Below are 20,553 nucleotides of genomic sequence, written 5' to 3'. Positions count from 1 at the left end.
GCCCGAAACCGGACGCCGACGACGAGCACAAGGACGGGCAGGGGTGGAGCGTCAGGTGGGGGCAGATGTCGGTCAGCTTGCGGCCGACCGCGTTGCGTCTGCGTTCCTGACGATCAGGGGGGCGATGACGCCTGCGGCGACGAAGAGCAGCGCCAGGACGCCCCAGGTCCAACCGCCCGCCAGTTCGAGCATGCCGGTGATCAGGATAGGGCCGAGAACGTAGCGGCTGACCGAGCGACCCATGCCGAACGCCGCCAGGTACTCGCCCTTCTGGTCGTCCGGAGAGAAGGCGTACGACAACGTCCATGCCGCGGGGACAGCGATCAGTTCCGCCGCGGTGAGCATCACTAGCGCAGCACAGAAGAGCGCAAGAGGCATCGACTGGGCCGCGTACCAGAACAACAGACAGGCGGCAGCAGCGATTGCCGCAGCGGCGGGCTGAGATCGCCGGGCAGCTCTGAGGCTTGTGATGTGGCGTGCCACGAGAGCTTGGAAGACGAGCGCGAGGACTGTGTTGATGGCGTACAGCGCCCCGAGTAAGCCGTCCGGCAATGTGGTCGCTCGGGCGAGCCACAGCGGAAAGGCGAGGTTGAGGATCGGTTGCCAGAGCTGCAGCACGCCGTCCACACCAGCCAGCGAGAGCAGTCGCAGGTCACGTAGCACGCCCCAGCCTCGCCGGACCGGGGCGGGCGCTTCGGCCCGAACCGGTTGCGGCAGGGTGGCGAAGGCCGCAGTGACCAGAAGATAGGCCGCCGCGTTGGCCAGGATGATGGTCCGGAAGAGACCGGTGCCGGCCAGCAGCCCTCCGAGTGGGCCGCCGATGCTGATCGCCAGATTGATCACCGTCCGGTACGAGGCCAGCACCCTCACCCGGCTGTCCCCTTCGACGATCTCTGCCACGTACGCCTGGGTCAGTGCAGTCGCGATCTGGTCGGCGACCGTGATGACCGTCACGACCACGAGGTACCCCCACCAGTCTCCGACGAAGGCGTAGGCGGCGGTTCCGGCAGCGCGTAGGGCGTGCACCAGCACCAGGGCCCGCCGGACGCCGTAGCGGTCGGCCGCCCGGCCCAGCGGCACCGCGGCGGCGATGGCCGCGGCGCCCGCGATGCTCATGCCCAGCCCGACCTGACCTGCGGCGAGCCCGACCACGCCGGTGAAGTAGACGGCCGAGAAGGCCAGGAAGAGCCCCGAGCCGAGGAAGTCCACGAAGCTGGCGCCGAGCAGCCGCCGCACCGCTCGACGCTCGGCGTGAACAATATGTTGTGTCATAGTCGCACTATCTTGCACCCTAGGGCAGCATTGCGCCATGAACGATCCCGCCGAGGCCGTAGGCCACACCCTCGCCGCGAACCTGCGCGCCGCACGTCAAGACCGAGGCTGGCGGCTGGAAGAGCTGGCCACCCGGTCCGGTGTCAGCCGCGGCATGCTCCAGCAGATCGAGACCATGCGCACCAACCCCAGCATCGCGACGCTCGCCCGGATCAGCGCCACGCTCGGCGTTTCGATCGGCGAGTTGGTGGAGCCTCCGGAGGAGCTCGGCCGCGTCTCCCGTGCCGCCGAGGCCGTGATTCGCTCCGAAGGCCGCGCCAGGCTCTTGATCAACGACAGCCAGCCGCCTTTCACCGAGCTGTGGGAGTTCCGGCTGCCTGCCGGCGACAAGATCTCCACGCCCGCGCATCCGCCCGGCACCCGGGAACTGTTGCAGCTCCACTCGGGCAGCATCGCGGTCACCGTCGGCGGGGCGCTCTTTCAGCTCGCTGCGGGAGACGCGCTCCGTATGCGAGGCGACCGCCCGCACGCCTACAGCAGCCAGGGCCCGGAGCCGGCCCACTTCACGATGGTCGTGGTCTATGCCGGCGCCCGAGACCCTCGCTACGCGGGCCTTGTACCGGGCTGATTCGACCGGTCTGGTGTGAAAGTCCACCCTATGGCGCTCATGTCGCGATGGCTGGAAAGGTGTCCGGCCAGGCGCGGCACCCGCGGGCCTCGGTACGGCTGCGGGCCCGGGCGGACCCCGGCGGCGTCGCCCTCACCGTGACCGACGACGGACCGGCATCGCCACCGGCCTGCTGCCCTACGTCTTCGACCGGTTCACCAAGGGCGACGCGGCTCGTACCCGCAGCGAGGGCAGCGGTCTCGGCCTGGCCGTCGCCTACGAGAACGCCCGCCGGGCCCGCGGCCACCGCGCTGGAGGGCGCGACCAGCCGGTCTGCCGCCGTCCACGTGCACTTCTCCTTCGCACTCCGGCTCGAACGGGTGTCGCGCCTCCACCGGGGCATCGACGCGTTGCACGCCGCGCTCGAAGCGCCGGTGCAGGGCCCGGCCTGGCCGCGGGGCGGAGCTGGCCATACGCACCGTTTTCGGGGCGATTCGGTCACCGCCGGTTGCGTCCTGAGGGGGTGCACGAGTGCGATCGAAGAAGAACACGTGACGGCCGCGGACAACAGCGGGACGCCCGGGCCGTGGTCAGACACGTTCGGCGGTTCGGGATAATGCCTGGGTGATTCGCGGACGAATAGCCGTTCTGTCCCTCTTGTTGCTGTTGGCGTTCACTGCGGGCTGTGGAGTGGCCGACTCGGTTTTCGGCACGTTCAGGATCAGCGTGTCGAGCAAGTCCATGGAACCGACGATCACGCAGGGCGCGCGCCTGCCGGTGCGCCGGACCGATGGAGACTACTCCCCCCGCCTGGGTGACGTCGTCGTCTATCGAACCCCTCAAGGCTGGACCGGGATCACCCTGGACGTCCTGCTCGTTTCGCGGGTCATCGGCGTACCGGGAAGCGCGGTGAAGTGCTGCGATCCCGCCGGGCGAGACCCTGACACGCCCGCCCGCAGGGCCCGCGGCCGATCGAAGGCGACCTTCAGTTGCGCGTTCTCGGCCTGTCGGGCGCGTTCGTGCGTCAGTACCTGTCGAGCAACGGCCGGCTGCGATCCCATGGCTCGAGCCCGCCGTTCTTCTCCGCCTGCCGGCGGGCGAGACCGGACAGCGCTTCCAGCACGATCCGGCTGCCGAGCATGGCGGTGATGTCGGATTGATCGTGGCCAGGAGCGACCTCGACCACCTCGACGCCGACGATGGGCAACTCGTAGGCAAGCCGTCGGACGGCGTCCAGCAGCTCGCGTGAGGTCAGTCCGCCGGGCTCGGGGGTGCCGGTGCCCGGGGCCATTCCGGGATCGACCACGTCGACGTCGATCGACAGATACACGCCGTCACAATCGTCGACGGCGATCTGCGCGGCCTCGTCGAGACAGGTGTTCAGACCGCGCTCGACGACCTCGGTCATCTCGTAGGAGCGCATCCGCTGTTCGGCCATCCAGGTGAGCGTCTCGGGCCCGGGCCAGTAGCCGCGCAGCCCGATCTGCAGAAATCTGTCACCCCTGGCGGCGCCGGACTCGATGAGGCGGCGCATCGGCTGCCCGTGGCCGATGAGCGAGCCGAAGGAGCTGTCTCCGGTGTCGGCATGGGCGTCGAAATGCATGATCGAGACCCGGCCCCAGCCGACTGCGCGGGCGACGCCCGTGACGTTCGGCAGGGCGATGGAGTGATCACCGCCCAGGACGAGCGGAATCTTCCCGGCCGCCGAGACGATGTTCACGGCCCGCTCCAGGGCCGCGTGGGCACCGTGCGCGTCGCCGCTGAACATCTCCACATCTCCGGCGTCCTTGACCTTGAGGTCGAGCAGGCCGTCCACGCCCAGGGCCAGAGAGGGCCGGGTGCCGTCGTGCCCGAGGTAGCAGGCCTGGCGGATGGCGCCGGGACCGAATCGGGCGCCCGCCCGGTAGGAGGTGCCGCCGTCGTATGGAGCACCCAGGATGACGACCTGGGCCTCGCTCCAGGTTTCGGGCTGGTCGAGATCACAGGCGGGCACGCCGAGAAACGTGAGGTCAGGGCCGTACATGGCGCCGTAACGGGTCATGTCGACCATCGTGTCAGCCAGGCGACATGGCCGGAATGCCATGGTTTTAGGCAGCGCCTCCATAGTGGCTATGGAGCTGCGCGCGAAGCCGTTCGACGAGGGGCGGCTGCGGGCCGGCAGGGGTGACGAACAGGACGCTGCGCGCGCCGATGTCCTGCGCCGTCTCCCGGGCGACGACGTCGTGCCCCTGCTCCAGCGCGAGCTCGGGCACCAACGCGACCGCGCCGCCGGCGGCCACGAAGCCGTGGATCACGCTGTAGTTGTCCGTACGAAGCACGATGCGGGGGCGGAAGCCGAGCGATTGGCAGGTGGCGAAGAGCGTCTGGTCGCTGGGGTCGTAGCCGCCGGCGGAGATGATCCAGCCCTCCTCGGCGAACCGCCCGAGGTCGACAGGCCCGGCGGGGGCGTGCTCCACGGGCAGCAGCAGGCGGAAGGGATCGTCGAACAGTCTCTCCACGTGCAGATCCGATCCGTAACGCGGGGTGACACCCGCGACGTCGTAGATCAGCGCACAGTGCAGCGACCTGGACCTGACCCGCGTCAGCAGCTCAAGGGGCTCGGCCTCGGTCAGTTCGACCCGGACCCCGCTGCCCTCGGTCGCTCGCCGCAGCGGGCGTGGGAGCAGTTTCGTGGCGGCCGTGGTGAAGGCGCCGACACGCAGAGTGGCCAGGCCGTGGGCCAGACGGGCCTGCACATCCGACTCCACCACGGCGATCCGGTCGAGCACACCGGCCGCGTGCTCCAGCACCATCGCGCCGATGTCGGTCAGGGCGGCACCGGCAGGGCTGCGTTCGACCAGCCGGGCGCCGAGGTGGGATTCCAGGGCCTCCAGGTGGTAGCTGATCGTGGGCTGGCCGAACCGGAGCTGCCGTGCCGCCCCCGCCAGGGAGCCGTTCACCGCGACGGCGCGCAGCACCTGGAGTTGACGCAGGTCAATCATGCAGTCGGGGCACCGCCTCAAGCAGGGTGCGCCTTGAGCGATGACGAGGCGCACGGACCAGTTCCGCAGTCGCTCCAGTCTCCACGATCGGACGTGGTGCATCACGACGGTGGTGAGATCCACGGGGAGGCCGTGCGACGAAGCCCCCTGCCCGCAGGCGGTCGCTCACAACAGGCTCGCAGTGGTCAGCGCGATGCCGACGTGCGCCCGGACGGCGGGCCCGAGTCCGACGAAGGTGAGTTCGCTCTCCTGCTCAGCCGATGCGACCAGGGTGCTCGACACCTCGGCCAGGACGCCGGCGACCTGCGGAGTCAACGGCGACCTCTTCGACTCCTCCCGGAGAAACGCCGTCAGATGTCCCGTGCAGCGCAGGGTGTCGAGCAGCACGTCCTCGGCCACTGATCGGGCGTAGGCCAGGGTGCACGGCTGGTCGGCCGGCTCCGGGCCGGGCTCGGGACCGGCGTCCAGGGATCGCAGTTGTTCCAGCAGCCCCCGGCCGCGCGGGGTGTCGAGGTCGTGGTGGGCCCGGACGGCGGCGACCCAGCCGGCCATGCGAACGGCCAGGTCGGCTCTGGCTGCCTGGGCGGCGTCGTGGACCTGCCGGAGGGTTCGATCGCTGGGAGCGTCGTCGGCCATGGCGGCATGGACCCACATCGGTGGCTCCTGGACGACGCCCACGGTGCCGTAGGCCAGGGCGTATTCGGTGCTCGACAGCATGCCGCCCGCTGGATCCGACATCTGGAAGAGCCCTGGGCCGAGGACGTGCACGTCGAGTTCGGGACGGCCACCGTGAATGGGCAACCCTGTCGCCTGACCGGTCGCCCCGAGCCCTTCGACCAGGCCGGGCAGATCCCGGGTGACATACGCGAAGAGACCGCCGGCCTCGCCGTTGTGCATGGTGATCAGCAACGTCGGCCGCAAGCTGTCGATGACGGCGGCGACCGCCGCCGACTCGGGGATCGGGTCGAGGCCGGGCGGATCGAGGTCGGGCCGGGAGAACGTCCACTCGTACTGCTCGGGGAACGGGGGGCGGTAGATGTGCTCGGCGTAGTGGCGGCGGGTGTAGGGGCCGGCGTACCAGCCGTAGTTGAGAGCGGCGCCGTCGGGGTCCACACACGGCACGAGATGCCAGACCAGGCCCAGTTCCCTCACCAGCGCCGGATCCTCGGCAAGGAGCTGGCCCAGGGCCAGGGCTCCCAGCGTGCCGGTGGGCTCGTTGGGGTGGGGCATGCCGGTGACCACGGCGTGCCGGTCACCGCGTGCGGCCCCTGCGCCCACGGAGAGCATGGTGAGCGGCAGCCCGGCACGAGAGGCGCCGATGACCTCGAGCGCCGTCGTCTCCGGGTGTCGCGCATGGATCCGCCGCAGCCGATCTTCGATCTCGGGCAGGGTCGGGAAGTGGGAGGCGTCCGGAACCCGTCCGAGGTATCGCTTGAGTGGTTCCATGCTCAGCGTCCTCCGAGCGTCGTGAGCCAGGGCGAGTAGAGGCTGTAAGGGCTGGCGGAAGTCACGCCGCCGAGGCGGTTGTTGAGGAACATGGCGCCGAGGCTGTAGGCGACGGGAATCCACACCTTGTCGCGCGTGATGGCCTGCTGGGCCTGGACGACGAGCTGAGCGCGCCGCTCGGCGTCAGGGGTCGACCTGGCTTGATCGAGAAGCGCGGCGACCTTCGGGTTGTCGTACCCGCCGAAGTCGGCGGCCGATCCCGGCGTTCCGATCTGCTGGTAGAGCTCAAGGGGATCCGGGATGTCGGCGAACCAGTCGGTGACGAACGCGTCGACCTTGGCGCGGGCGTCGGCGCTGGAGAACAGCGGGTAGAAGTCCGCGTCGGGCATCGACTTGATCGTGACGTCGAAGCCCGCCTGCTTGGCGTTGCTCTGGATGGCTTCACCGACGCGCACGAGGTCTGCCGATCCGGACGGGACGGCGAGCGTGACGGCCGGGTGGGGGGTGCCCGCCTGGGCGAGGAGCCGTCGGGCGGCGGCGAGGTCCCGCCGGGGTTCGGGCAGCGCGTCGTAGGCCTGCTGGAAGGTGGCGGTGGCGTAGCTGAACGCGCCGGGCGGCACGATGGCGCGCAGGGGTTTCGCGGTGGGGCCGAAGATCGTGGAGATGATGCCGGGGTAGTCGACGGAGTACGACAACGCCTCGCGCACCAGGGGGTTCGCCAGCGGGCCCGTGCCGGTGAGCCGGGTGGGCACCACAGCGGTCTGCGCGGTCGAAGGCCCGAGGTACAGCTTCCCGCGGGCCGTGTTCGTCAGCTTGGACAGGGCGGCGCCGCCCGGGACGGAGAACGTCCCGTCCACGTCGCCGTTGGCGAGAGCGGAGGCGACGGTGCTGTCGTCGGCGATGAAGGTGAACGTCACCCGCCGGGCCAGGAGCGGTCGCCGGCCCGCGCCCCACCAGCGGTCGTTGGCGGCCAGCGTGAGGCTGTCGCCCTTCTTCCATGACTCCACCGTGTACGGACCGGTGCACACGATGCCGCCCCGGGCGCTGCCGAACGCTGTGCCGGCCTTCTCGGCGGCCGCCTTCCTGACGATCTGCGCCATCGGGGTGGCGAGCATCCCGGTGAAGACGGTGTCCGGCTGCTTCAGGGTGATCGTGACCGTGCGGGCGTCGGTGACGGTGACCTTCTCCAGGCGGACGGCGAACTGGCTCCAGTAGGACCCGGAGGCGGGGTCGGTCACGCGCTTGAGGCTGAAGGCGACGTCCTCGGCGGTCAGGGGGTGTCCATCGCTGAAGGAGACCCCCGGCCGCAGGTGAACGACGTAGGTGGTGGGGTCCGGTGTGCTGATCGACGTCGCCAGTCCCGGCTCCACGGAGCCGCCGGGGGTGAAGGTCAGCAGCGATTCGCACACGTTGGAGCTCACCCACAGGTCGGCTCCGTTGAAGGCCTTCGTGGGGTCGAGGCTGGCGGGCTCGCCGGGGAGGTTCCACGTGACCGACTCGACCCGTCCGGTGGCCGCGGGTGCGGCGACCGGATGGCCTTCCGGCGCGGTTGCCGGCCGGTCGTCGTGTGCGCGCCCGCAACCGGTGAGGACCAGGACGGCGCCGACGACGGCTGCGACCGGTCCGGCCGGCCGGCGTCGACGAAGCGGATGGGACATCGTGTGCCTCCTGAGGACGAAGCAGGGGAAGGACCGGCGAAGGTGTTGAACATTTGCACAAGAAAGTCTTGAACACAAGTACAACTTTGGGTTGAATGTCCGCCATGCCGACCCACTCGCACCCCAAGGGGGAGCAGACCCGTCGCCGCATCCTCGACGCGACTTTGCAGGTGATCGCGGACGCGGGAGTCCGTGCCGTCACCCATCGCAGCGTGGCCAGGCAGGCAGCAGCGGCACCCGGGCTGATCACCTACTACTTCTCCAGCACCGACGCGCTGATCGCGGGCGCCTTGGCCGATGTCGCCACCCAGGAGGCCGCGGCGTTCGCACGGCTGCGCGCCCAGGTGGAGGAGACCGGCGACGACCCGGCCGCACTGGTGGAACTGTTCGTCGCCGAGGTCATGAGCCGTGCGGGCGAACGGAAGGTGGCCACGACCGCCACCCTCGCACTGACCCTCGAACTGGCAGGACAACACTTCGACCGAAGCGCCTTCGAAGCATGGGAGGCGAGCGGGTTCGCGCTGTGCGACGCCACGGTCCGGGCGCTGGGCGGCGAGCCGGATCCCGACCTGACCCAGTTCCTGTCGTCCACCCTCGACGGCCTGTTCCTGTCCGCCGTCATATCGCCGAACGCTCACTACCTGGAGAGCGCGACGCGGGCGGGCCTGACCCACCTGTTCGACGGACTCAGGATGCGTGAATCCGATCGGCGACCGGCCGGCTCATGACCAGATTCGTCCTGTCGCGCATCGGCATCTTCGTGGCCACCCTCTTCGCGGCGAGCATGGCCGTGTTCGCCAGCATCCTGCTGGCGCCCGGCGACCCCATCGACTTCCTCCTGGGCAACCGGCCGTCCACACCGGCGCAGCGCGCCGCCCTGGCCGAGCAATACCACCTAGACCAGCCCTTCGCCGAGCGCTACGTCTCCTGGCTGCGCGGACTGCTCAGCGGCGACCTCGGCGAGTCCGTTCAGCAACACGCGCCGGTCTCGGAACTGCTGCGCACCGCCGCTCCGACGACGGCGCTGCTGGTGCTGATGACCTTCCTCATCGTGGTGGCGGCGGGGTTGCTGCTCGGCGGACTGGCCAAACGCCGGTCCCGGCTGGTCGACGACGGCGTCTCGGCCCTGATGAGCGTCAGCATCGCCACCCCGGCGTTCGTCGCCGCGACCGTCCTGATCTCGGTGTTCGCCGTGGGGTTCGGCTGGTTCCCCGTCTTCGGCCAGGGCACGGGATGGGGTGATCGCCTCCATCATCTCGCGCTGCCCGCCGTCGCGCTGTCGGTCGGCTGGTGGCCCGTGGTCGGCTCGGTCGTCCAGACGTCCATCCGCGAGGAGATGGGACGGGAGCACGTCGAGACGGCGTTCGGCCGCGGCCTGCCACGCCGGCACGTGTTCCGCAGGCACGTCCTTCGCAACTCCCTGGTTCCGATCGTGACCGCGGCCGGGCTGTCCCTGGCCGGCATGGTCGTCGGCTCCGCCATCGTCGAGACGGCCTTCCAGCTCAACGGCCTCGGCGGGCTGCTGATCAGCTCGGTGACGCAGAAGGACTTCCCCGTCGCGCAGGCCATCGCGATGGTCCTGCTGGTGATGTTCGCGCTCACCAACCTGCTCGTCGACCTGCTCGCGGCCTTCCTCGACCCACGCGTCCGCTCCCAGTGGAGTCCGTCATGACCTTGCTCGATCAGCTCACCCACCCGGACAGGTCGGGCATGCGGCGGCGTCTTCCGCGCATCGCCGGGCTGGACCTGCCCGGCCACCTCGCCCTCGCGGGCGTCGTCCTGTTCGCCGTCCTGGCGCTCTTCGGGCCGCTGCTCGCCCCGCACGACCCCGACGCGGTCGAACTGTCGCAGGCGTACTGGGGGCCGGACGCAGGTCACTGGCTCGGGTACGACGGACAGGGCCGCGACATCGTCTCCCGGCTCCTCGTCGGCGCCCGATCCAGCTTCCTCGGCCCGCTGTCCATCGTCGTCCTCGCCACCACGCTGGGAATGGCCGTGGCGGTGGTCGCGGCCTGGCGGGGCGGGTGGGTGGACACTGTGCTGGCCGGCGTCCTGGACGCCGCCATGTCCTTCCCCGGGCTGCTGCTCGCCGTCCTCGCCGCCGCCGTGCTCGGAACCGGCCCGCTCGCCCTGGTGATCGCCCTGGCGCTGGCCTACGTGCCCTACGTCGCCCGCGTCGTGCGATCAGCCGCACTGGCCGAGATCGGCAAGGACTACGTCGACGCGCTCACCGCGCAGGGATTCTCCGGGATGGCGATCTGCTCGCGGCATGTCGTCCCCAACGTCCTGCCGATGGTCATGGGCCAGGCCGCGCTCACCCTGGCCTGGGCGACGGTCGACCTGGCCGGGCTGTCCTACCTCGGGCTCGGCGTGCAGCCGCCCTCGGCCGACTGGGGGGTCATGGTGTCGACGGGACAGGCCGGCGTCCTGGCCGGATATCCCGCCGAGTCGATCGCGTCCGGGGTCTGCCTGATCGCCGCGATCTGTTCCTTCTCCCTGGTGGGAAATCGTCTGCTGCGCCGAGCCGAGGAGTTGGCCGCATGACTCTGTTGACGATCCGCGACCTGAACGTCAGTCTCACCGTCGGTGGACGGCGGCGCCTCGTCCTGCGCGACCTCGGCATCGAGGTGGCCGCGGGCGAGACGGTGGCCCTCGTCGGCGAGTCCGGCTCCGGCAAGTCGATGACCGCCCGGTCGATCGCCCGGCTGCTCCCGCGCCGGGCGACGGTGTCGGGCACCATCACGGTCGACGGCCAGGACGTGCTCCGCCTGGACGAGGCGGCCCTGCGCCGCTACCGCGCCACGAAGATCGCGATGATCCACCAGGATCCGCGCGTCCACATGAACCCCGTGCGGACCGTCGGGGACTTCCTGGTGGAGGGCCTGACCACCACCGGCGGGTTCCGCCGTGCCGCCGCCGAGTCCAAGATGGTCAGGCTCCTCGACGAGGTCGGCATCTCCGACGGCCGAAGACGACTGCGCCAGTATCCGCACGAGCTCTCGGGCGGGATGCTGCAACGCATCATGATCGCCGTGGCGCTCGCCGGGGATCCCCAGCTCGTGCTCGCCGACGAGCCGACCACGGCGCTGGACGTGTCGACCCAGTCCGAGGTGACGGCGCTCCTGGACGACCTGCGCCGGGATCGCGGCATGGCGATGTTGTTCATCACCCACGACCTCGAACTCGCAGCCGCCATCAGCGATCGCGTCGCGGTGATGTACGCCGGCGAGATCGTCGAGGTCGGCGCCAGCGATCGGCTGCTGACCGCGCCGCAGCACCCCTACTCCGCCGGTCTGCTGGGCGCTCGCCCCGACCTCGGGCGCGCGCTACCCCGCTTGCGGGCCGTACCGGGACGACCGCTGGCGGCTTTCGAGGCTCCGCCAGGTTGTGCCTTCTCCGACCGGTGTGACTTCGCGATCGACCGGTGCACCCGGGAGCATCCGGCGCTTGACATGACTTCCGCGACACCCGCGCGATGCGTGAGACGCGCCGAGATCACGCTCACGACCGTACCGGGCGTCGGCGCCCGGGAACGACCGGCCGCCTCCGGCGAAACCGTGCTCCGGGTCACCGGACTGTCGAAGGACTTCCCCGGCCACCGAGCCGTCGACGACGTCTCCTTCTCACTCGCCTCCGGCGGTTCGCTCGGGATCGTCGGCGAGTCAGGATCAGGGAAGACGACGGTGGCCCGGATGCTGGTCGGGCTGACCACGCCCACCGCCGGGACGATCACGGTCTGCGGCCGCGACCGCTCCTCACCCGCTGCGCGGCTCCGCGAACGCCGGGATCGCGCTCGGGAACTGCAGATCGTGTTCCAGGACCCCTACTCCACGCTCGACCCGCGCCGATCCGCGCAGGCGTGCCTCGACGAGGTGCTGCGCCTCCACCGGCCCGAACTGGATCGGCGCGCACGCGCGGCCAGGATCCGCGAACTCGCCGACATGGTGGGGATCGACGAGCGGCAACAGCAGGCGTTCCCCCGCCGGCTGTCCGGGGGACAGCGACAGCGGATCTCCATCGCCCGAGCGCTGGCGGTGGAGCCCAAGGTGCTGATCCTCGACGAGTCCGTCTCGGCGCTGGACGTGTCGATCCAGGCGCAGATCCTCAACCTGCTCGACGACATCCGGCAGGCCACCGGGGTCAGCTACCTCCTCATCAGCCATGACCTGGCCGTCGTCCGGCAGCTCACCGAGACCTGCGTCGTCATGCGGCAGGGCCGCATCGTCGAGAGCGGGCTCACAGGTGACGTGCTGGACAGCCCCCGACATCCGTACACCCGAGCCCTGCGCGGCAGCGTCCCCACGCCCGGCTGGAAGCCGACGCGCCGTCCTACGAACGCGAGCGCCTGAGCAGCGGTCTCCACGTCACACCTCGGTGCGGCCGTTGACACGGTGGCGCGTGGACCACGCCCCGCCTCCGCTCCTTGTCTCTCACGTCATCCGCCTGGCAGAAACCTTGGCGCTCCGGCCAACAGCAGCCGGGAAACCCGCCTCCACAATGACGCGTATCCCCCAGAGAAGGGCGTGCAATGATACGAGCACTCGTCCTGGCCCTCAGCCTCCTGGTGGCCTCCGCCCCGGCCGCCGGGGCGAAGCCCAAGATCGCCGACCCGGTTTCGGCCGCACTGGACACCGCGTTCGCCAGAGCCTCCTCGAAGGTCGGCAACCCCGGCGTCCAGGCAGTCCTGCTGCGCAACGGCGCCCCTGTCTGGTCGGCCGTCTCCGGCAAGGCGATCAACAGCCCGACAACGCCCGTCACCAGCTCGACGATGTTCGCCTACGCCAGCTTCAGCAAGCTGGTGCTGGCCACCTACGCTCTGCACCTGGTCGAAACCGGCACGCTGTCCCTGGACAGCCCGATCTCGACGTACCTCGGCAACGACGTCCCCGGCTCCACCACGGTCACCCTGCGCATGCTGCTCCAGCACACGGCGGGCTACCCGGACATCTACGGCGCCCCCGAGACCGCCGGCCTGTTCCCGCCCGGCGACCGCTACGACCCGAACCGGCCCTACACCTGGTCCATGCTGGCACCGGGGATCCACGCGCCAGTGGCGCCGGGCACGAAGTGGGAGTACTCCAACACCGGATTCGTCATCATCGCCCACCTGCTCAGCAGGGTGTCCGGCGGAGACGCCGCACTGGCGAGCGGCATCCGCGCGTTCGTCCAGCGGACGGGGGCGACCAGCACCGAGTTGACCGCTGAGCGATCCGACAGCGCGTTCCTGCGTTTCGCCCACGGGTACACGGTCGGCAACGGCAAGACCATCGACTACTTCACCCGCTACGGGGCCACCGGCATCCCCACCGACGTGTACGGCATGCCGTTCGGCGACGGGATGTTCGCCGGGACCGCGCTCGGCGCCGCCAAGCTGCTCGACGCGCTGTATGCCAGGAAACGGCTCCTGCTGCCTGCCACAGTCACGCAGATGATCAAGGTGACGCCCCAGTCGGTCCAGGCCGGCGAGCCCTACGGGATGGGCACCCTGGCGACCAGCGTCTCCGGACGTAGCTGGCAGGGGCACTCGGGGCTGTACGGCGGTTTCACCTCCCTGGGCGGCACCGACCTGGCGAGAGGGGTCACCCTCATGGTCGTGACCAACCAGGAAGGCAGGGGAGCCGCCAGGACGATCTGGACGGACCTGGCGAAGGCCTACGCGTCCGCAACCTCCTGACGCACGAAGAGGGCACGGCTCGCGCTGGGTTTGCGATCGTGGTGGCCACATCGCCCACGCGGACGCGGGCGGCCCGCGTCCCGTGGGTCGCCCGTGCTGTCGGCCGGTCAGGAGGTGGGGGCGCAGTCGAGCGTGGTGCCCGGTCTCGGGGTGACGGCGCCGTAGTAGTGGACCTTCTCGCAGGGCGCGGTGTTGCCGGTGACCAGGACGTCGGTGACGGGCGCCGCGTCGGCGCGGATGCCGACGGCGTCGCGGGCGCCGGTGCCGGTCACCTGGTTGCCGGTGATCTCGACCGTGCGCAGCGGCGCGCCCGCGACCGACTTCACGTAGATCCCGCCCTCGCAGTTCTCCACCTGGTTGTCGGTGATGCGGACGTTCTGGGCGTTGACGGTGGCGATGCCGTCGTAGCGGGTGTTGCGTACGAGGTTGTTCTGGATGCGGATGTTCGTGTGCGGGTGGGCGGGGTCGGAGGTGTGGGAGCCGGTGAACTGCCCCCAGCCCGCCTGCGAGCCCGAGGTGTCGCAGGTGTTGCCGGTGAGCAGGATGTCGGTGCACGGCGTCAGGTCGCTCGCGCCGCCCCACGTGTTGTCCCCGGCGGGCAGGTCGAGCTGCACCGCCTCGCCGTGCCACAACCCCTGGCCGGGGTCGCGGATCCAGCCCTTGAGCGCGCAGCCGCTGACCGTGCCGCGCCGTACGGCGTTGAGCTCGATGCCGTGCCACCACTTGACGTTCCACATGGTGACGTTCTGGATGAGGACGTCGGAGGCGTGCACGGCGGTGATGCCGTTCATCGCCGGGGCCTCGTCGAGCGCGCCGCGCTGGACGAAGTCCCAGACCGGGTCCCAGCTCCCGCCGGTGATCGCGATGTTCCCCGCTCCGGCGTAGCCTCCGGTGGCCGCGCCGACCGCGTTCAGGACCATCGTGTGCTTCACGCCTTCGGCGGGGAAGCGGGACACGATCCGCGCGGCCGTGGCGTCCAGGTGGGTGTTGCGGTACACGACGAGGGGCTCGGTCAGCAGGTACGTGGCCTTGGGGACCTCGGCGACGTACCGGCCGGCGGCGTCCTTGGCGCCCTTGCCGTCGCGGGCGGCGTCGAGGAGCTTCTGGATCTCCGAGCCGCTGACGTAGCTGGGTAACGAGGTGAACGCCTTGCCGGCGACCAGGGCCGCCGCGCCGCTGAGAAAGGTCCGTCTTCCGATCATGAAGCACTGTGGTCCGGGCCGGGAGACCGTGTCAAGGTCGTGGACGTGCCGTCGGGGAAGCCGATGACGACCTCGCGGGCGGAGACGTCCACGGTGATCGCGTCGCGGAGGGCGGCCGGGTGCACGGCGTCGCCGGAGAGCACGACCAGCGAGACGTGCAGGCCGGGCTTGTCGGCGTGCAGGCACGGGACAGCCGAGTGTGGGCCGAACGCGTTGGACTCCACCTCGCGCGCGACGCTCGCCCGCCGCCAGCCGTGCAGGGCGACGATCGCGGAGGTGAGGCCGTCCGCGCGGCGCGCCATCGCCCATCCGCGCCCGGTCGCCACGGTCGGCGGCACGTCCCCGGCCACGGCGAACCCGCCTTCACGCACACCGCCCTCGCCGCCGCCCTCGCTGCCGGCGATCTCGTGGACGCGGAGCTCCCAGGGGCCGCGGACGACCGAGGTGCTGGTGACGAGTGCGCCGCCCGCGGTCCGATGGGAGGAGGAGGCAGTGGCGTCCGCGCACGTCAGCGGAGTGATCGCGGTACGACGCGAGGGGGTGCCGTCGGGCGCGACCAGCGCGAGGTGGTTGTCGAGGTCGCGGGCCCAGGCGTGCTCGGCCGCCTCGGGGGCGGTGCGGGTGGAGTAGGCGAGCTTGGCGTAGTGCGGGTCGTCGGGCGGCGCGCCGTGGTCGCTGCCGTGGTTGACCAGGCGGACGATCCCGTCGTGCCGGGTGCCGTGCAGGAGCAGCCCGGCGGCGGGGACGGCCGCGACGACGTCGTGCTCGTCGATGGGCAGCGGCTGCTCGCGCTCGGTCCACACCGGGTGGTCCGGCGGCAGCAGCAGCCCGAGGAACCCCTTCGACGCCCAGTACGGCGACGCGGGCCCCGAGTACGCCTGCGTCACCGGCAGGAACGGCTCGTACCAGCCGAGGGAGAGCAGCCCGTCGGGGCCCGGCACGCCGCGCTCGGCGAAGTGGCGCACCACGGAGGAGGCGAGCTTCCTGGTCTGGCCCGGCGCGAGCGGGGTGGCGCCGGTGAGCGCGCCCAGCCAGACGGGTGCGAGGGCGGCGAAGCGGTAGGCGAGCGAGCGGCCGTGATGGACGGGCGCGCCGTCCGCACCGAAGAAATGCTGATATGTCGTGAGGAATTCGTGCAGGCGGCTCGTGTAGACGCCGGCCCGCTCCGCGTCGCCCGACATGCGCGTCCACAGCAGCGGGTACAGGTGCAGCGCCCAGCCGCAGTAGTAGTCGAAGTTGCGCGAGCCGCCGTCGGTGTACCAGCCGTCGCCGGCGTACCAGTCCTCGATGCGTTCCAGGCCGCGGTCGATCTCGCGCTGCTCGTACGGCCCGCCCACCGACTTCAGGAACTCCTCCGTCACCGTCTGGAACAACATCCAGTTGTTGTCCCAGGTGCGCTTGCCGACGAAGCCGCCGAGCCAGTGGGCGACCCGGTCCCGTACGCCGTCGTCGAGCCGGTCCCACAACCACGGCCGGGTCTCGTGCAGCGCGACCGCGATCGAGGCGGCCTCCACCATCTGCTGCGAGCAGTCGGTCAGCTCGGGCCACGCCTCGCCGCTGCCGGGGTCGGTGCCCGCCGCCAGGCCCCTGGCGTACCGTTCGGCGAGGCCGGGGACGTCGCCCGCCGCGCCCGCCAGGCGGAACGCGGCGAGCAGGAACGTGCGCGCGAACCCCTCCAGCCCGTCGAGCGCCACGCCCGACCAGCTCGCCCGGCCCGGGAGCCGGAGCTGCGCGAAACCGGGCGAGGCGTACGGCGTCACCGCCCCGAGCAGCCGGTCGGCCAGGGCCTCCCAGTGCGCGCGGGTCCAGCCGGTGCGCGAGGAGAGCACGCGGTCGGTCGGCGGCAGCGACAGGTACGGAGGGATCAACGTTCAGCCTTTCCTGCCGACGGCGAGCACGGCGGTGTGGGACCGGCCGCGGGAGCCGGCCAGATCGACGGTGACGGAGGGCCGCTCGCCCGTCGTGACCGAGACGGTGCCGTCGGCCCTGACCAGGGCGTGCGCGGGATGGGAAAGCACGAGCGTCACGGCCGCCACGGTACGCCCGGGGTCGGACACGGCCACGGTCAGCCGTCCCGCCGCCCGCCGGACCAGGACCGCGCAGGGAGCCGAGGCCGACACCCCGCCCGCCTCCCCCGCCGCCCAGAACGTGGCCGCGAACAGCTCGCCGCCGCCCGCCGAGCGTCCGTGCGCGCGCACCGCCTGGACGGTCGCGGTGTTGGCCAGGATCTCGGCCCGGTCGAAGTCGCGCGTCCGGCCGGGCGTGGCGCCCGGGAGCATGATCCAGGCGTAGTCCGCGCCGGACGGGCTGATCCCGTGGTCGAGCCACAGGGTGGTGTAGTCGCAGGTCACGGTGGCGTCCGTGCCCTGCGTGCTCGCGCCGTCGTTGATCGACCGCCAGGTGTCGGCACGGCGCTCGGTGAGCGAGCGCGGCCGGTGGCCGGCCGGGAAGACGTACCCGGCGACGCCTTCGAGGTGCGCCCAGCCGTCGCCGGTGGTGAGCGGGGCGGAGGTGCGCCGGTTCTCCACGACCGTCTCGATCACGCGGCCGTCGGCGCTGGTGATCCCGGCGCCGAGGCAGACGACGGCGTCGTCGAGGCACACCCAGGTCTTGCGGGCGGTGAGCGTGGTCCCCGCGGCCGTGAGGTCGAGCGCGGCGACGCCGTACCCGTCCGCGGTGGCGCCGCCCGCCCAGGCGTTCTTCGGGCGGAACGTGCCGGTGCCGCCGGAGGAGACGGCCGGGTCGCGCGGGCGGGTGTCGACGGTGGTCCCGGCGAGCCGGTGGGAGTCGACCGTGGGCCAGTAGCCGTCGCTGTAGTGGCCGGCGTCGAGGTAGAGGTACGTCGCGCCGTCGCCCTGGTACCAGGCCCGGTAGTTCTCGCCGTTGCCGCACTCGTACATGGCGATCCGCCTGGACGACAGGCTGATCGCGTACGACCAGCCGGGGCGGCGGTGCACGACGCGGTCCATGTCGGCGAACACGTGGTGGCCGCTCGGCCGGGGCGCGGGGGCGACCGCGTCGTCGGCGAGCACGGCGACGGCCCGCGCGGTGGCCGCGACGTCCGCGCCCGCCAGGAACCGGCCGCGCGCGATCCACCCCTTGGCCAGCTCGCGGAACCGCGCCGCGTACGGCTCCCCCGCGCCGGCCGCCAGGCGCAGGATCGCGTCCACGGTGTCGCGGCCCGCGTCGTGGTCCTGGTTGAACTGCCGCGACACCGCCCGGCCGCGCACGCTGTCCATCATCAGCCCGTCGTGGATCCACGGCGCGTACGTGCGCTCCACGGCGTCCAGCACGACCCGTACCGCCGGGTCGTCCACCTGCCAGGCGCTCCCGCCGAGCAGGCCGAGGATCGCGCTCACCGACTGGAGCAGGACGACGCCGTACGAGCCGGTGTAGGCCACGACGTCGTGCTGGACGAACGAGCCGTCGGCGTAGTAGCCGTCGCCGGAGGTGACGTAGCCGAACAGGGTGTGCTTGCCGGCGTCCCGCCGGTCGGACAGGCCGTCGCGGGCGAGCGCGATCTTGTCCGCGCTCTCGCCGACGATGCCGCGCAGGGCGACGATGAGCGCCTTGTCGGCGCGGTTCGCGCCGGTCTCGGCGAAGTTCGTGAGGTTCGTCCGGCGGTCGGGGTTCGGGCAGAAGCGGTCCACGGCGCGGATCCAGGCGGCCCGCCGTCCCGCGTCGACGGCGTCGTGCATGAGCACGCAGGTGTCCATCAGCGCGCGCGGGGCGCCGATCTCCCAGTGCCACCAGTTGCCGGTCTCGCGCTTGCCCTCGTTGTAGGCGCGCTCGTAGAGGAGGTCGAGGCCGCCGATGATCTGCGCGGCCAGGGTCTCGTCGGCGTACAGGGCCGAGCCGCGGCTCGCCCACGCGGTGGCGAGCGCGCGCAGGCGCTGGTGGCTGGTCGCGATGTCGCCCGACACGCCGGTCAGCGGCAGGTCCGGCCACAGGTGTGTACGTCCGGGAGCCAGGTTCATCGACGCCCGGTACGCCGCGGCGGTCGCGTCCAGGCGGGCCAGCGGCGCGGCGAAGGCCGGGTCGCGGGGGTCGAGGTCGCCGCCCGTGATCAGCTCGGCCGCCCTGGCCCGGAGCCCGGCGAAGTCGGCGGGGCCCGCCGGTGCGTCCGCCCCTGGGGCCGCTGTGCGGCGGATGGTTCCGGCCCGGGCCGGGGTCGCGGCGAGCAGGGGCGCGGCGGCGACGGCGCCGAGGAAGGCGCGGCGGCTGGTCATCGCTCGCTCAGCCGGGTCAGGTCGGCGTCCGGCGCGGGCAGGCCGAGCGCGGCCAGTTCGGCGTACCCGCTGTCCGGGATCGGGAACGCCCACGCGCGCAGGAACCCGGTGAGGTCGCGTCCGGCGGCGCGGCTGAAGTACAGCGCCATCAGCGTGAAGCGCCGCGCCGAGTCCCTCGAGGACGACGGCGGCGCCTCCTCCCTGACCAGCCGGTGCACCCGGGGGTGGAAGTCGTCGCCGAACCCGAGTTCGAGCTGCCGGAACGGCACCAGCTTCTCGAACGCCCCCAGCCCGGCGTAGTCGGCGACCGGCAGCTTGGCCAGCGCCGTCTCGTAGGCGTTGCTGGTCACCAGGTTGGACGGCATGCCGAAGTGCCGCTGCACGGCCAGGCTGTAGATGTTGACCGTGACCTCGGTCAGCTCGCTCGGCCGCCAGGCCATCTGCTGGTGCTGGTGCCCGAGCTCGTGGTAGACGCCCCAGCCGGTGGTCCGCACCTTGTCGGGCAGGAGCAGGCGGGTCGTGGCGTACGCGTCGTAGTAGGCGGTGTAGGCGTGGGTGGCGTACGCGGTGGACTTGGGGCCGTACTCGGGGCGGACGTTGACCAGGTGCCGGCCGAGCGGGGTCGGGGCGTGCAGCGGGGCGGAGCCGTCCAGGCCGGAGATCGCCGCCTCGACGTCCTCGACCTGCTCCAGCAGCGTCATGAGCTGGGCGTGGTCCTGGTCGCGCACCTGGAGGAAGGTCTCGCGCCGGACGGTCACGATCATCTGCGGCGAGACCAGCTCGACGAAGGGCGCCTGGGTGAACGCGTCCACCTGCGCCTGGAAGTCGGCCTCCGTGGTGCCCTCGGGCGCGAACACGGGCGCGGCGAAGGCCGGGCGGCCCTTCCACGTTTCCCGCGTCGCCAGCGCGGGATCGCCGCAGCCGCTGCTCGGAGCCAGCACGTACGTCGGCGCCGGGACGCCCTCCGGCCCGAACCGCACGACCGCGTTGGCCCTGCGGTCACCGGTGAACGACAGGTACACCATGCCGCCGCCCGCGTCGGTGACCGTGTTGACGCCCTCGGTGAGCGGGTGGGCGCGCGGATACCGGTAGGCGGTGTCGGGGTTGGTGTCGGGGGCGCCGACGTGCAGGGTGGGCAGGGGGCCGTCGGGGGCGCGCACCTCCAGGGTGAGGGGGCGTCCGGGCGGCAGGTACAGGCCGGTCGGCACGAACTCGGTCGTCCGGTAGACGGTCTGCATGCGCAGCCGCTCCGCCTCCGCCGCCGGCCGCCCCCGCAGCACCACGGCCCTGCGCGCCCCGGGCACCGCGCCCCGCCGCGCCTCGGCGGCCGCGCCCCGGGGGGCGCCCAACAACGCCGCACCCCCCGCTGCGGCCAGCCCCACGACCACCCCCCTGCGAGAAAGCCCTTCATCGGGGGCCGCCGGGGCGAGGCGGGCGGGCGTCCCGTCGAGGGACGCGGGGACGGGACCGGCGCAGGCCCGGTC

The 20,553-nt window shown here is 71.6% G+C and carries 16 protein-coding genes and 1 pseudogene; 7 read left to right on the top strand and 10 right to left on the bottom strand.

All coding sequences use genetic code 11. The features are described 5' to 3' along the window. Positions 1–72: 72 nt before the first annotated feature. Positions 73–1,236, bottom strand: coding sequence for an MFS transporter (locus tag AB0J71_RS43020; protein WP_364419911.1), 1,164 nt, complete (start codon positions 1,234–1,236; stop codon positions 73–75). A gap of 73 nt (positions 1,237–1,309) precedes the next feature. Here AB0J71_RS43020 and AB0J71_RS43015 point away from each other — a divergent pair, with 73 nt between their 5' ends. After that, complete coding sequence (locus AB0J71_RS43015) at positions 1,310–1,900, top strand: XRE family transcriptional regulator (RefSeq protein ID WP_364419908.1); 591 nt, start codon at positions 1,310–1,312, stop codon at positions 1,898–1,900. Between the two features lie 569 nt (positions 1,901–2,469). Here the strand turns inward: AB0J71_RS43015 and AB0J71_RS43010 are convergent. Next, positions 2,470–2,622 (bottom strand): hypothetical protein, encoded by a 153-nt coding sequence (locus AB0J71_RS43010; protein WP_364419947.1) that lies wholly within the window; start codon positions 2,620–2,622, stop codon positions 2,470–2,472. On the opposite strand from AB0J71_RS43010, the pseudogene AB0J71_RS43005 reads away from it, so the two are divergent. Further along, a pseudogene (locus tag AB0J71_RS43005) lies at positions 2,570–2,743 on the top strand (S26 family signal peptidase); the annotation flags it as partial. The gene AB0J71_RS43010 and the pseudogene AB0J71_RS43005 overlap by 53 nt on opposite strands. A 160-nt stretch (positions 2,744–2,903) precedes the next feature. On the opposite strand, the gene speB reads toward AB0J71_RS43005, so the two are convergent. The 4 genes from speB to AB0J71_RS42985 form a co-directional block, all read right to left on the bottom strand. Beyond that, on the bottom strand, positions 2,904–3,983 hold the full coding sequence (gene speB / locus AB0J71_RS43000; RefSeq protein WP_364393001.1) for an agmatinase: 1,080 nt from the start codon (positions 3,981–3,983) through the stop codon (positions 2,904–2,906). Beyond that, complete coding sequence (locus tag AB0J71_RS42995; protein WP_352326466.1) at positions 3,967–4,860, bottom strand: LysR family transcriptional regulator; 894 nt, start codon at positions 4,858–4,860, stop codon at positions 3,967–3,969. The genes speB and AB0J71_RS42995 overlap by 17 nt, the downstream gene beginning before the upstream one ends. Before the next feature lie 165 nt (positions 4,861–5,025). Continuing rightward, complete coding sequence (locus tag AB0J71_RS42990) at positions 5,026–6,306, bottom strand: M14 family zinc carboxypeptidase (RefSeq protein WP_364419906.1); 1,281 nt, start codon at positions 6,304–6,306, stop codon at positions 5,026–5,028. Positions 6,307–6,308: 2 nt separating this feature from the next. Beyond that, positions 6,309–7,964, bottom strand: coding sequence for an ABC transporter substrate-binding protein (locus AB0J71_RS42985; protein ID WP_352326469.1), 1,656 nt, complete (start codon positions 7,962–7,964; stop codon positions 6,309–6,311). A 95-nt stretch (positions 7,965–8,059) separates the two neighbouring features. Between AB0J71_RS42985 and AB0J71_RS42980 the strand changes: the two genes are divergently transcribed. The 5 genes from AB0J71_RS42980 (at position 8,060) to AB0J71_RS42960 (ending at position 13,638) form a co-directional block, all read left to right on the top strand. After that, a complete protein-coding gene (locus AB0J71_RS42980; protein ID WP_352326470.1) occupies positions 8,060–8,692 on the top strand; it encodes a TetR family transcriptional regulator in 633 nt (210 codons plus the stop codon). Further along, a complete protein-coding gene (locus tag AB0J71_RS42975) occupies positions 8,689–9,636 on the top strand; it encodes an ABC transporter permease (protein ID WP_352326471.1) in 948 nt (315 codons plus the stop codon). Before AB0J71_RS42980 ends, AB0J71_RS42975 begins: the two co-directional genes overlap by 4 nt. After that, the gene (locus AB0J71_RS42970; protein ID WP_352326472.1) at positions 9,633–10,508 is read left to right on the top strand and encodes an ABC transporter permease; all 876 of its coding nucleotides are present in this window, start codon (positions 9,633–9,635) and stop codon (positions 10,506–10,508) included. Before AB0J71_RS42975 ends, AB0J71_RS42970 begins: the two co-directional genes overlap by 4 nt. Then, positions 10,505–12,313, top strand: a complete 1,809-nt coding sequence (locus tag AB0J71_RS42965; RefSeq protein ID WP_364419904.1) for an ABC transporter ATP-binding protein — start codon at positions 10,505–10,507, stop codon at positions 12,311–12,313. The genes AB0J71_RS42970 and AB0J71_RS42965 overlap by 4 nt, the downstream gene beginning before the upstream one ends. 179 nt (positions 12,314–12,492) lie before the next feature. Further along, positions 12,493–13,638 carry a serine hydrolase domain-containing protein gene (locus AB0J71_RS42960; RefSeq protein WP_364419902.1) on the top strand — a complete coding sequence of 382 codons (1,146 nt, stop codon included), beginning with the start codon at positions 12,493–12,495 and terminating at the stop codon, positions 13,636–13,638. Positions 13,639–13,745: 107 nt separating this feature from the next. On the opposite strand, the gene AB0J71_RS42955 is transcribed toward AB0J71_RS42960, so the two are convergent. From AB0J71_RS42955 to AB0J71_RS42940, 4 genes are read right to left on the bottom strand one after another with little or no spacing between them, the layout of a single operon-like run. Further along, positions 13,746–14,840: a right-handed parallel beta-helix repeat-containing protein gene (locus AB0J71_RS42955; RefSeq protein ID WP_364419901.1), complete on the bottom strand. Its 1,095-nt coding sequence runs from the start codon at positions 14,838–14,840 to the stop codon at positions 13,746–13,748. After that, positions 14,837–16,708 carry a DUF2264 domain-containing protein gene (locus AB0J71_RS42950; protein WP_364419900.1) on the bottom strand — a complete coding sequence of 624 codons (1,872 nt, stop codon included), beginning with the start codon at positions 16,706–16,708 and terminating at the stop codon, positions 14,837–14,839. The genes AB0J71_RS42955 and AB0J71_RS42950 overlap by 4 nt, the downstream gene beginning before the upstream one ends. A 3-nt stretch (positions 16,709–16,711) precedes the next feature. After that, positions 16,712–19,069, bottom strand: coding sequence for a polysaccharide lyase 8 family protein (locus AB0J71_RS42945; protein WP_364419898.1), 2,358 nt, complete (start codon positions 19,067–19,069; stop codon positions 16,712–16,714). Continuing rightward, on the bottom strand, positions 19,066–20,421 hold the full coding sequence (locus AB0J71_RS42940; RefSeq protein ID WP_364419896.1) for a M60 family metallopeptidase: 1,356 nt from the start codon (positions 20,419–20,421) through the stop codon (positions 19,066–19,068). Before AB0J71_RS42940 ends, AB0J71_RS42945 begins: the two co-directional genes overlap by 4 nt. Between the last annotated feature and the right edge of the window lie 132 nt (positions 20,422–20,553).

The sequence above is a fragment of the Nonomuraea sp. NPDC049637 genome (assembly GCF_040675235.1).
Classification (GTDB): domain Bacteria; phylum Actinomycetota; class Actinomycetes; order Streptosporangiales; family Streptosporangiaceae; genus Nonomuraea.
This window is presented reverse-complemented; position numbering and strand designations above follow the sequence as displayed.

Bases quoted from the DNA above. Each gene is read 5' to 3' on its own strand.
- AB0J71_RS43015 (WP_364419908.1), top strand. From the start codon at position 1,310: ATGAACGATCCCGCCGAGGCCGTAGGCCACACCCTCGCCGCGAACCTG.
- AB0J71_RS43010 (WP_364419947.1), bottom strand. From the start codon at position 2,622: ATGGACTTGCTCGACACGCTGATCCTGAACGTGCCGAAAACCGAGTCG.
- speB (WP_364393001.1), bottom strand. From the start codon at position 3,983: ATGGAGGCGCTGCCTAAAACCATGGCATTCCGGCCATGTCGCCTGGCT.
- AB0J71_RS42995 (WP_352326466.1), bottom strand. From the start codon at position 4,860: ATGATTGACCTGCGTCAACTCCAGGTGCTGCGCGCCGTCGCGGTGAAC.
- AB0J71_RS42990 (WP_364419906.1), bottom strand. From the start codon at position 6,306: ATGGAACCACTCAAGCGATACCTCGGACGGGTTCCGGACGCCTCCCAC.
- AB0J71_RS42985 (WP_352326469.1), bottom strand. From the start codon at position 7,964: ATGTCCCATCCGCTTCGTCGACGCCGGCCGGCCGGACCGGTCGCAGCC.
- AB0J71_RS42980 (WP_352326470.1), top strand. From the start codon at position 8,060: ATGTCCGCCATGCCGACCCACTCGCACCCCAAGGGGGAGCAGACCCGT.
- AB0J71_RS42975 (WP_352326471.1), top strand. From the start codon at position 8,689: ATGACCAGATTCGTCCTGTCGCGCATCGGCATCTTCGTGGCCACCCTC.
- AB0J71_RS42970 (WP_352326472.1), top strand. From the start codon at position 9,633: ATGACCTTGCTCGATCAGCTCACCCACCCGGACAGGTCGGGCATGCGG.
- AB0J71_RS42965 (WP_364419904.1), top strand. From the start codon at position 10,505: ATGACTCTGTTGACGATCCGCGACCTGAACGTCAGTCTCACCGTCGGT.
- AB0J71_RS42960 (WP_364419902.1), top strand. From the start codon at position 12,493: ATGATACGAGCACTCGTCCTGGCCCTCAGCCTCCTGGTGGCCTCCGCC.
- AB0J71_RS42955 (WP_364419901.1), bottom strand. From the start codon at position 14,840: ATGATCGGAAGACGGACCTTTCTCAGCGGCGCGGCGGCCCTGGTCGCC.
- AB0J71_RS42945 (WP_364419898.1), bottom strand. From the start codon at position 19,069: ATGACCAGCCGCCGCGCCTTCCTCGGCGCCGTCGCCGCCGCGCCCCTG.